The organism is Cohaesibacter celericrescens, from assembly GCF_002866925.1.
Classification (GTDB): Bacteria; Pseudomonadota; Alphaproteobacteria; order Rhizobiales; family Cohaesibacteraceae; genus Cohaesibacter; species Cohaesibacter celericrescens.
Genome location: NZ_PKUQ01000005.1, coordinates 16,692 through 27,756 on the forward strand (window position 1 = coordinate 16,692; position 11,065 = coordinate 27,756).

Sequence of the window (11,065 nt, forward strand, 5' to 3'; positions counted from 1 at the left end):
ACACCATTTGCACACCCCTGGTGATTGGGGTGGCATGCGAACAAGGCCGCCACTCCTGCTGCAGATGGGTTTGCAGCAAGAGTGGAAACAGCTGTTCGGTTATTTGGTTACAGTGCGATAGTAGGCTTGGTCAGACGTTGCTCCATTTACAAAACCTTTGACGTTGGAGCGTTGACCGAATGTGCCGATGGCTTGGAACATTACGGTGAAGGCGGAATCCTCACGCACCATTTTCTGCAGCGTTGCATAGATGGCTTCACGCTTGGCAGGATCGGATTCAGACGCTGCCTGATCTGTCAGTTCGGTCAGACCTTTGGCATCCCAAGCATTGCGCCATGTCAGCTTGCCGGTCAGTTTGGCTTCAAAGCTGTTGTCGGGGTTATGGGCAAATGCATCGGCGTTGGAATGTGGATCGGAATAGTCCGGACCCCAGCGCGCTACAATCAACTCATGTTTGCGGGCGCGGTATTTGGGCCAAAGGGTTTTGCCGTCGGAAAGAATAATTTCAGACTCGATGCCGATTTCCTTAAGGCTTGCCTGCACACTTTGAGCCACTTCGGTGAAGGGCGATTTGTTCAGTGTGTCGATGGTGATTTTAGCGCCTGGCTCAACACCGGCTTCAGCCACCAATGCTTTGGCTTTTGCCAGGTCTTGCTTGTAAGGATTGTCATTAACAGCAGCCCACATGCCGCCCGGCCAGAAGTTCTGGTGGATTTTATATTGACCATCGAGGAAAGAGCCGACCATGCCGTCATAGTCTGGAATATAGTGCAAAGCTTCGCGTACTTTTGGCTTGGAAAGAATTGGATTTTCCATGTTGACGGCCAAATACATCAAATAGCCTTTGGGATATTGCTCGGCAGACACATCGGGGTTGCCAGCAAGACCTTTGAGCTGATCGGCCGTCAATTCCATGGCGGCGTCAACATCGCCTTTTTCCAGCAACAAACGCTGGGCAGATGGCTCGGCAACGTGACGGATGGCAACACGTTTCATAGCAGGTGCGCCGTGACGGTAATCCTCGAAGGCATCGAGCAGAACCAGTTCGTTGGCTTTCCATGTTTTCAGTTTGTATGGACCCGAGCCTGCGGAATGGTCTTTGAGCCATGCATAGCCCATATCGCCATCGACTTCATGGGCCTGAACTTCCTTCATATCAACGATGGAAGACACGCCTGATGACAACAGGTTCAGAACCAGTGCAGGTGACATGTTGGCAAGGATTTTGATTTCAACGGTGCTGTCGTCAACAGCTTTTACCGCGTCAGCAATATTTTCCGGTGTCCAGCCGATCTGGGTGATGATAAAAGCCGGTGTTTTGTTGAGCTTGACAGCGCGGCCAAGCGAATAGGCCACATCATTTGCAGTCACCGGATTGCCGGAATGGAATGTCAGGCCATCACGCAATTTGACAGTGATGGTTTTGCCGTCTTCGGAAAAATCATAGGATTCTGCAATGCCACCAACCAGTTTGGTCAGGTTGTCAGGTTCAAACAGGAACAGACGCTCATATAGGTTGGCTACGATGCGCCCGCCTGTGAACTCAAAGCATTCAGCCGGATCAAGGGTGATTGCATCGGCGGTGTTGCGCGCAATCACAAAAGTATCTTTGGGGGTCTCTGCTATTGCTGGAATGGCAACGGAAGCAGCCAGCAGGGCTGCCAGAGACACACTCTTGAAGGTGGATGAGAAATTCACAATATTGCTCCCTCTGGAAATCTCAAACTAAGGTTACGGGCATATGCCTGTAGGATGATAAACAGTCCCAACTTCGTTTGGTGAGTAGGATCCTGCTTTAGGTGACAATTTACCCTATATGCAATCGTTGAAACCAACCAACAGACTTGTTATGCAAAATTTGCATAATATTTTTGAGTGCCTATAATTTCCGCACACGTTCAAGGAGTGGGCAATGGATACCAATTGGCTGACTGATTTTCTAGTTTTGAGCAAAACCGGCAGCTTTTCTCAGGCCGCAGAAGATCGTTTTATTACACAAAGCGCCTTTTCTCGTCGCATCAAGGCGCTGGAGACATGGCTTGGGGCTGATCTTTTCGATCGCAGCAGCTATCCGGTGTCTTTGACGCCCGAGGGGCTGGCTTTTCACGATACGGCGCAAAATATATTGCGTGAATTGCAGCTTAATCGTTTGGACTTTCAACGCCGGAATACCAGCTCTGCGCCCGATATTCGCCTCGCGGCGGCGACCACCTTGGCCCTTAGTTTTGTTCCTGAGTGGCTGAAACAAATCAAGGCGAAATGCGGCAGTTTTTCTGTCTCGATTGATACCTATGACTTTTACGAAATGATCGAAATGCTCAGCGACGGCAAAATGGATATGGTGTTGCTCTACTATCATCCACAGGTGCCTGCTTTTTTCGAGCAACATGAGTTCGATTCCATCAACTTAGGCAAAGATGTTATGCATCTTTGTAATGTTCTTGATGAGAATGGCGAACCGGAGTTTGATTTGGACAATCCGCCAAAGGGGGGATTGGAATATGTCGGCTATGGGCAAACTGGTTATTTCTCTAAAATTGAAGACCTCATTTTTTCACGAATGACAAAGCACGATCCGAAGTTCGTGAGCACATCGCAAAGTGGAACATGTGAGTTCATTAAACGGTTGGCAGTCATGGAAAAGAAAATGCTCTGGCTGCCCGCTTGCAGCGCGCATGACGCTGTTCGTTCTGGCCAGTTGGCACTAGCCGGCGGCGGAAAATATGATTTGGATCTCGATATCTGGGTATATAAAAAACGCGATGCGGCCTCTCCACTCATTAAAAAAATTTGGTCAAGTCTACTGGATGATCCCTGCATCAGTCATTTGGATCAATTCCAGCTGACATAAAAATTTAGTGGCCATGCAGAGATGCTTTGTAGGTTTCAGAGGGTCTTGTCAGATGAAATTGCTTGAGACGGGGAGGGCGGTGAATCATCTTCGAAAGTTAACAAAATGCTCTCCAGCTCGCTATTTCAAAACCAACCCAAAGAGTATTCGCTTTGCTGTGATGCTCTATGTTCAATTCCCATTTTTCCTTCGAAATGTCGAAGATATTTTACATGGTTGCGGCATCGACGTGAGCTATGAAACTATCCTGTTTTGGTGGAACAGGTTCGGTCCAATATTTACGTCAGAGATCCTGAAGAGACAAGTTGAAAGGTCGCTATCCAATCCCTAGTGGCAGTGGCATTTGGATGAGGTATTCGTCAAAATCAACGGCGAAATGCACTATCCACTGACCGGCAGGTGAGTGCGTAGCAATCACCGAGAGGTTGTGGCGGGCCGTAGATCATGAGGGAGATAGGAACCTATGTACCTATGTACCTATGTACCTATGTATGGACAAGTCTGTGCCCTTTGGAAAGTACTGACGTAGCAGCCGGTTGGTATTTTCGATTGTGCCGCGTTGCCACGGCGAATGAGGCTCGCACAGAAAGACTTCAATATCGGTCGTCAAGGTGAATGCTTTGTGCCCAGCCATTTTCACAGCCACGGTCCCAAGTCAGCGAGCGATAAAGCTCTTTGGGCAACTTGCGAGCCCATTGCTGACACCTGCGCTATGGGGCCGATGTATCAACTTGGCAAGCCAACACCTATCCAGAAACAGGCAAGCATGCCTCGTCTTCACAAACATTGACCTCAACTGTGACGTGGGCCAGCCCATTCACATCCTTGACCAGAGCCCGATAATGTTCAGCTCCTCTAGGGTGATGGGTGACGAGCGACAAGATAGCGGAGTACTTACCGTTGCCCACGTGCCAGATATGCATATCGACGATCCGATTGTCTGCGTCTGTTTCAATCCGGCTTTTCAGATCTTCTGACAGATGAGGCGCTTCTACACGATCGAGCAAGATGGTTCCGGTGTCGATCAGAAGGCCATAGGCCCACTTACTGATGACCAGAGCGCCAACTATCCCCATCAGAGCGTCCATCCAATTCCAGCCGTAAAACTTACCCATCAATAGGGCAACAATGGCCAGAACAGAAGTAAAGGCATCGGCTAACACATGCAGATAAGCGGCCCGCAAGTTATGATCTGTTCCTTGATGATCGTTTCCATGAGCGTGATGATGATGATGATGATCATGGACGTGGCTGTGGTCATGGTGGTGCCCATGAGAGTGACCATGATGATGGTGATGATGACTATCGCCGTGAAGCATAAAGGCACTAACCAGATTGACCACAAGGCCGATAGCCGCAATCATCATGGCTTCATTGAAGGCAATGCTTTGCGGGTTGAAAAGCCGGTCGATGGATTCCCATGCCATCAGCAAGGCAACCACACCGAGGATGACGGCGCTGGTATAGCCTCCGAGAATTTCCACCTTGCCAACCCCAAACGTGAAACTGGCATCGTTAGCGTGCTTCCGAGCATACCTATAGGCAAAGACCGATAAACCAAGCGCACCAGCGTGAGACGCCATATGCCAGCCATCGGCCAACAAGGCCATAGAGTTGAACATCATACCGGCAGCGATCTCGACTATCATCATCACGAAAGTCAGCAGAACCACATAAAGCGTGCGTCGTTCATTTGCCTGGCTGGCTTCCAGATCTACAAAGGAATGATCGTGTTTCCATTTATCAAGCTGGTAAATGTGCATCAGAATGCCCCCCTTCAATCAAAGGGAGATTGGTTATTTCTAAAGCTTGGGCAAATCCTGCAGCACAAATTGCCACTCTGGCAAAAACCTTGCGTTCCATTTTGGTTCCTTGTTGGGTTAACCGGACACCTCGAACTGAGTCGTATCCAAACGCTATTCGCGATCATCCAAACACAGATGGAACCAAGCTGCAAACTTAACGGAAATCAACTGAGGTTGGTTTCCCCAGTAATGTAATATAGGTCTGGAAAGTTCGCGCAGCCGCCACTGTAGACGCAACATTGCTGCGTCTTGCATGAATGGCCGCTTCGAGGAATTTGCGTTGCGGCATTCAGATCTGACGAGTGTCGGGTTTGGGCCGTCAATTCTAATTGAATTTGGCGCTGATGACGCAACATTGTTGCGGTGCATGAGTCAGCTGTGAGCCCAGACTTGCCAATTCTGGTAAAGATATTATCGCAAGTGCAATAAACCAGTGATCAGTAAAAACGGCTACAGGCAGAAAAATTGGATGTTCGCCAGTTCTGACCGTGGTAGCAAAGCCGTGGCAATTGCTTTCACCCTAATTGAAAATGCCAAACTCAATGGCGTCGCCCCACAGGCTTGGGCCACTTGGGTTTTCGATCGCAATGCTGATCATAAAATCAACAAGATAGACGAGTTGTTGCCTTGGAATTCTGAGCCAGAGGCGTAGGCGACGGATGCTTACGTTATAACAAACCTTGATTGCATCCAGCCAGATCCAAAAGGAGTTGTGGTCGGGCCACTTACGATGTAACTACTTTGTATTACGATCAACCCCTATTTCACAAAAAATTTAGAATGATTAAGTAAAGATAGTGGATGTTTGGAATAAAAGTCACAAAAGAAACGTTTCCAGCAGCAAAGAAACTTAGAAAATTCAGGAATATCAATAATAATAGTAATAGTTTATTTTTGAAATCAACTTTCGAAATGGCGTATAAATTAAACATATTCATTATAAAAATTAATGACATAGTAGTGGTGTTTAAAAGTAAACGGTGATCATAAAAATTCACAAAAAAACGAAATAATTTTATTATAAAAGAATACACAACTGGTATTAATACGTTAAGAAGGATAACATAAAAAACAAATTCTCTGATAAAACTTTATTATATTTATGATGCATAAGAAACATGATTCTTTATCTCATTTTCTGTCTTTTAGTGCTTTCAATGCTTTATGCCAAGAACAGCTTTCAAATGATCATGGTATCAATGCAACAAGCTCATATGACTCCAATTAGGATCACGCGATAAACTTGATTTTGGTTCGCTTACTGGCAAGATCCGTTGAAACTTACGAATCCAATGTCACCTTACAATAAGAGCCCCCCTGTTCAAATTTGAGTGCTTTCAATGGTTGCCGCCTCATTATCATGCAACATGGCGAACGCTTGCTTCCTATCCTCTTTGTCAGACATCCATCCGATGGGACCCAAATCGCTGCTATGCAGCAAAAGTCCGGAAGGTCCGCATAGTGTGAGTTTGATCGGACAAAATGCTGCGGCTTGCACGAATGGCAGGAATGCGAAAGCTGCAATGCAGCCGATGATCGTTGACGAACGGCGGCTCTGGGCCGAAAGCGGCTATTGCCAACACTTTAGTGCGGATCCCGATGCTTGCGCTTGTCCTGTAGGCTGTGAAGCGGAAGCGAGCAGACCAGATGATCCGGATTGGCGAGCCGCTTATCCCGCTCCTCGTGGCCGATAGCAAATGACACATAAAACAGGGCCGATCGGGCGATTTGCATGACCCGAATGGCCTTCGCCTCCAATTCGTCACTACCGATCGCGATGCCGAATCCATTGGCACTAGGTGTACCGAGCATGAACGGCTTGGCCCAACCCTCGCTTACACGAAGATAGGTGTGTTCGAGGGCGTTACGGATCGCATGGAGTTCGCGGGCGTCCGCCGCCGTGGTCTGTTTGAGACGATCGTCGAACAGCTCCTTGGACAACCAGTAGAGTCCTCGTAGCGGCCAGTTGTTCGAGTTTTCGAATTGCGGCAGCAACCGTGGTTTGTTCTCGACCATCCAGACATTTTTAAAACTGATCCGTTCCGGAACCTTGCCCAACTTCCAATATCGGTCCACCCAAAAGGCGATCTTGTCGAGCAAAGAATAGGCGATGCGAAACGCGGTACGGATCCGCTCGCTCGCGAGTGAGTAGAGCGGATAGTCGAGCGTGTCAGTAAGCGTGACGTCGCGATCGGAAAAATGAAAGCGCGAGCTGTTCATTCCTTCGAACAGCATATAGCGCGCCGAGGCATACTCTTGCTTCATCTGGCTGAAGAAGCCAATGATTGGCGGCGGCGAAGAGTCGCCAGGCCGTTCGTCAAACGCTTCGGTGATGCCGGGCAGCATCAGGTCATCGGTCGCTGCGATGAGATTTGATCCGAGGTCGTTCAGCGGACAAAGAAACAGCCGCGTGTCGAGGCACCATTGCCGATATGTGCGCTCGGTTTTTGATCGACATTTCTTGCCCTCGTCGAGCCGCAGGATCGCCCGCACGGCTTCAACATCGAGCGTGCCCTCGAGTTGATCTGCTAGCGCCTTGAACTGTGCGATCACAGGCTGCGGATCGACGCACTCGTACACCGCTTCTGGCTCTATCGCAGAGCGCAGACTGTCATAGGCATGTAGCGCGAGGATGGCGCGCTGGTGATCGTCGAAGACCATGCCAGCATAATGCTTCAGACCAGATCCTCGATTGCCGAGGGCCATAGCGAACTGCGGTTCGATTCGCAGTGCATTATCCCAACCCGAGATGGCGTCAATCGAACGACCGACGACGTTCAGCAGATTGGCGCGGTTGGTGATAATCTGGCAGCGCCGCTCTTTTTCCAACATCGCAAAGCCCGGATGGCAGGTGGCGCGCGAGAGCGCCAACATCTCCTCTTGAATCTCTGGGCACTCCCATGCCCAGGACTGGCGGACATTGGCGATGTGCGATCGCGCGGCCCAAGCATTAGCCCGAAAATACTCCGCCAGCACCGCATCTTTCTCGGCGAGCGGGCGTTTTTCCAGCTCCCCGAGAAGGTACAACGCCCGCGTCGCGCCACGTGCAAATGACGCGTCGTGCGAGTCATCGATTAACTTTCCGATATAATCGAACGCTTCGACGTCAGGCATCTTGTTGATTCTGCGTTCGCATCTCTTGTTCAGAGATGCGAGATCGGATTGGTTGGACATTGTGACTGATATACCTTTCTTCTAAATCCGGAGTAACCGTCTCGGATGCTCAAGGGACTGCAACGGCGAAGAGGGCAATATCAAATGGACCGGCAAGATAAGGCTTTCCACTAAGATTTTTTCCAGAACTGGATCGCCGGTCCTTCAAAATCTGCGAGCACCTGAGCTACATTCACGCCACCTAGGATTTTGGTATTGGATGCCAGAGGATGGAATCTTGGAGCCGTTGTTTTCCAGTTGCCTTCCTCGTCGCAATGGTGATGTGCGGCACCAGGTATTAGGTATTCCTCAAGTGGGGTGATGGCGCGTGGGTTGTGATAAACGTTGAGCCCTTCCACCCAGCTCTCATGGTACCCGTCTGCATTGACGATTGCCTTGAATAACAGCGGGTTCGTTGCTTGGGGATCGGGATCTACGACAGTGCCGGTGCGCGTCATCAAAACGTCGCCTGCATCGAATCCGGCCAGAATCCCCATTCGATTGAATTTTGAGATCGTGCCCGCGGCCGTGGACATAACGGCGCTGACATGTTCCGAATCCTGAATATCAAAAAAGCCTGAAGGCACCACCTTATCCTCCCAACGGTGCTCAATGATCTTTACGGGCTTTGCTACGGTTTTTCCTTGCTCATCGCGCACCGTATCGAATGAGAAACCGTAGAGATATCGTTCGAGCGCGGAACGGGTATAGATCATGGAGCCGGGCGATGAAAAATCTGCAATCGCAAACACCAAGGGCATACCAGCGATCTGCTTCTGCTCCCAGTATTTCTTTCTTAGTTTGCTGAACAATGGACTGCCGAACTTGATTGGCATATAATCCCGCAAATACGCGTCCATTTGTTCCTCAGTCTCGACGGGTGGTGGTGGAACGATTTCTGCGCCACGCCGGGTCGGTCCAGCCGTCACCGCTTCGATGGCAATGGACCCGAACAAGCTTGTACCTATGAAATCAGGCACGGCATGCGCTGTATCTAGGGAAAACCCGAGTTCTATGAGTGTCGCGAAAAGGTAAAGTTCCCAAATCCGCTGGTCGAAAGCGGTGGACTGGAATTGCTCAACGAAGTTGCCATCGAGATCCTCATGCCAGCGCATCATGGGTTCGATTATGCCACGGGCAGGAAAAAAACCGATTTCGGTCGCGATCTGATGGAAGTCCGGGTGCAAAGCTTCGGGTGGGTGTACTGGAGTAAAGAAATCGACTGGTTCACCCTTTTCGTCACCTTGGTGATGAAATTCATCCGGCTCCTCCAGCAAGTTAGCCATCAGCTCTGCCAATGCGTTTCGCGCCAGTTCCGGATCCTCAAGGAAATCAGTCATGGAAGTCCATCGAAAGCGCAGTTTCGCGTCCCGGCCAAAGGCCATCCCAGCGAAGTCGCCATCAGTCCGGTCTCTTATAAGCAGGCCGAGAATGCTCCCGTCTTCTACCTCATAGTAAGCCAATTCCTCACCAGTCAGCGCGGCCCTCGGGGTTCGCGCGTAGCCAGCAATTGCATTAAAGCGGATTTTGGAAATTTCTTTCAAAGCAAACTCCCTAGCACTGCTATTATTGTCTTTTGGACAGTGACAGATCGTAAATGGATTGCCAAGGTTGGCTTTGGTACGACCTTCTGCTCTCAGTCGAGGAGGCGTCGTAGCTGCTCATGCCAGATCCTCGCGCCTTTCGGTCTATCACTGTTCGCAGTCGACCGACGGCTTGGGCTGGGTCTGGCAATGACCTATGCTAGGCTTGAATGCCCGAAGAGCGCAGGGAAGCCGAACCTTCTGGGCACACTGACGAAAGGCTGCTAATGGGATGCCCAACTAATTGGGTGTAGTTGGACAAGCATTTTTCAGCTATCTACAATCTTTAGTAGAATTTCAGATGGGTTTTTCGCGCCAGCCCACATCGATTATAGAAGAGAATCTGGATGAGAGTGGACCTTCCCTACGATTTGTCGCCGACGAGCCTTGCTAGATTTGCTTGCGTACTTCGAGACCTCCCAGAAGCCGAGGAATACGAATTCCATTTTGGGAGAGAACGTTGGTTTTCGCCGTTCTCAATGCTATTGCTTTCTGCAATTTTACGCCAGTTTCGCGCGAGAAGGCCTGATGCTCGAAGACTGGCTCGAGAGCATGAGAACCATTCATACGCTGCGTATTTCGGATTCTTTCGGTCTTTCGGGCTGCAACACGGAAACGCTCCGGGGGAAGCGCCGGGGAATTCCAGATACGTCCCGATTAGCGACCTCAACGTAAACGAGATACACCAAGAGGCGCTCGACACCTTTCAAGAGGTCGGCGATGTGATTGAAGGCAAGGCTGCGGAGTTGGCTGGGATTCTTACGCGCCATCTGGAAGGCGAACTGCTAGACACCCTGACCTATTCCATCCGTGAAATTATGAGGAATGTTGTTGAGCACAGTGATTCTGAACTAATCCATTTTTGCGCCCAATATTGGCCCCAACGCCATGAAGTCGAAGTTGGAATTGTCGATGATGGGATTGGTATCCATAGGGCCTTGATCAGGAACTCCACATTCGAGGAGCTGACAGAAACCGAAGCTCTCCAGATGGCGCTAATGCCAGGGGTTTCGGGTAACCCGTTTGCGGGCCGAGGAAATGATTTGTGGAACAATTCTGGGTACGGCCTCTACATGACCAGCCGCATCTGTCGCAACGGCGGAGGCTTCTTTCTTTGCTCTGGAGGTGGGGGCATTGAGCTTGATCAAGACGGCAAGAGGGATTTCGAAACAGATCTCGAAGGAACCGCGATCCGATTGTTTATAGATACTACTAACCTCCACGCGCTGCGAGATCGGTTACAACAATTCGCCGAGCAAGGACGGGAAGCTGCGGCGCAAATAGCAGGCGCTAACATCAACGTCGCATCCACTGCATCCCAGATGTTGACCAGAGATTTTCGACAAGAATAGAAATAGATTTCTTCCTCGACAAGTTAATGCCCGAGCTGCTATCTGGCCCAAACAAGCTGAGCTGTCAGAATGTGCTTCTAGATCCCGCGAAGGTCCCCTTCGTCCACCGATCTGTCATATCATCACTGAAAATGCTGCGCTTCAGTCAAATGTCCGGAATGGGGAAGTTGGCTTTTAGGAAATCGCCACTGGTGAATGGCAGGAATGGGCCGAGAAATACATGTGGCAGGGCCACCGTCGACCTCATCTGTATCGCGTTGCACTAGGCCGCAATGAGCCCATTTGAGTCATTCGAGCAACAATAGAGACAAAAAAATGGTC

The 11,065-nt window shown here is 49.9% G+C and carries 7 protein-coding genes and 1 pseudogene; 3 read left to right on the plus strand and 5 right to left on the minus strand.

Annotation, left to right across the window (positions count from 1 at the left end; genetic code table 11):
- Positions 1-99 precede the first annotated feature (99 nt).
- Entirely contained in the window at positions 100-1,698 is a 1,599-nt protein-coding gene (locus C0081_RS04180) for an ABC transporter substrate-binding protein (protein WP_180966754.1), read from the minus strand.
- Between the two features lie 214 nt (positions 1,699-1,912).
- On the opposite strand from C0081_RS04180, the gene C0081_RS04185 reads away from it, so the two are divergent.
- Positions 1,913-2,851, plus strand: coding sequence for a LysR family transcriptional regulator (locus C0081_RS04185; protein WP_101532557.1), 939 nt, complete (start codon positions 1,913-1,915; stop codon positions 2,849-2,851).
- Between the two features lie 487 nt (positions 2,852-3,338).
- Here the strand turns inward: C0081_RS04185 and C0081_RS04195 are convergent.
- A pseudogene (locus C0081_RS04195) lies at positions 3,339-3,540 on the minus strand (IS30 family transposase); the annotation flags it as partial.
- A gap of 57 nt (positions 3,541-3,597) precedes the next feature.
- Positions 3,598-4,614 carry a CDF family Co(II)/Ni(II) efflux transporter DmeF gene (gene dmeF, locus C0081_RS04200; protein WP_101532559.1) on the minus strand — a complete coding sequence of 339 codons (1,017 nt, stop codon included), beginning with the start codon at positions 4,612-4,614 and terminating at the stop codon, positions 3,598-3,600.
- 511 nt (positions 4,615-5,125) lie between these two features.
- On the opposite strand from dmeF, the gene C0081_RS04205 reads away from it, so the two are divergent.
- Positions 5,126-5,308 (plus strand): transposase domain-containing protein, encoded by a 183-nt coding sequence (locus C0081_RS04205; protein ID WP_101532560.1) that lies wholly within the window; start codon positions 5,126-5,128, stop codon positions 5,306-5,308.
- Positions 5,309-6,240: 932 nt separating this feature from the next.
- Here the strand turns inward: C0081_RS04205 and C0081_RS04210 are convergent.
- Both C0081_RS04210 and C0081_RS04215 read right to left on the minus strand, forming a co-directional pair.
- Positions 6,241-7,770, minus strand: a complete 1,530-nt coding sequence (locus C0081_RS04210; RefSeq protein WP_101532566.1) for an LA2681 family HEPN domain-containing protein — start codon at positions 7,768-7,770, stop codon at positions 6,241-6,243.
- A gap of 170 nt (positions 7,771-7,940) precedes the next feature.
- The gene (locus C0081_RS04215; RefSeq protein WP_101532561.1) at positions 7,941-9,353 is read right to left on the minus strand and encodes a hypothetical protein; all 1,413 of its coding nucleotides are present in this window, start codon (positions 9,351-9,353) and stop codon (positions 7,941-7,943) included.
- A gap of 761 nt (positions 9,354-10,114) precedes the next feature.
- Here C0081_RS04215 and C0081_RS23055 point away from each other — a divergent pair.
- Entirely contained in the window at positions 10,115-10,744 is a 630-nt protein-coding gene (locus tag C0081_RS23055; RefSeq protein ID WP_146006399.1) for a hypothetical protein, read from the plus strand.
- Positions 10,745-11,065: the final 321 nt, after the last annotated feature.

Bases quoted from the DNA above. Each gene is read 5' to 3' on its own strand.
- C0081_RS04185 (WP_101532557.1), top strand. From the start codon at position 1,913: ATGGATACCAATTGGCTGACTGATTTTCTAGTTTTGAGCAAAACCGGC.
- C0081_RS04210 (WP_101532566.1), bottom strand. From the start codon at position 7,770: ATGCCTGACGTCGAAGCGTTCGATTATATCGGAAAGTTAATCGATGAC.
- dmeF (WP_101532559.1), bottom strand. From the start codon at position 4,614: ATGCACATTTACCAGCTTGATAAATGGAAACACGATCATTCCTTTGTA.
- C0081_RS04205 (WP_101532560.1), top strand. From the start codon at position 5,126: ATGTTCGCCAGTTCTGACCGTGGTAGCAAAGCCGTGGCAATTGCTTTC.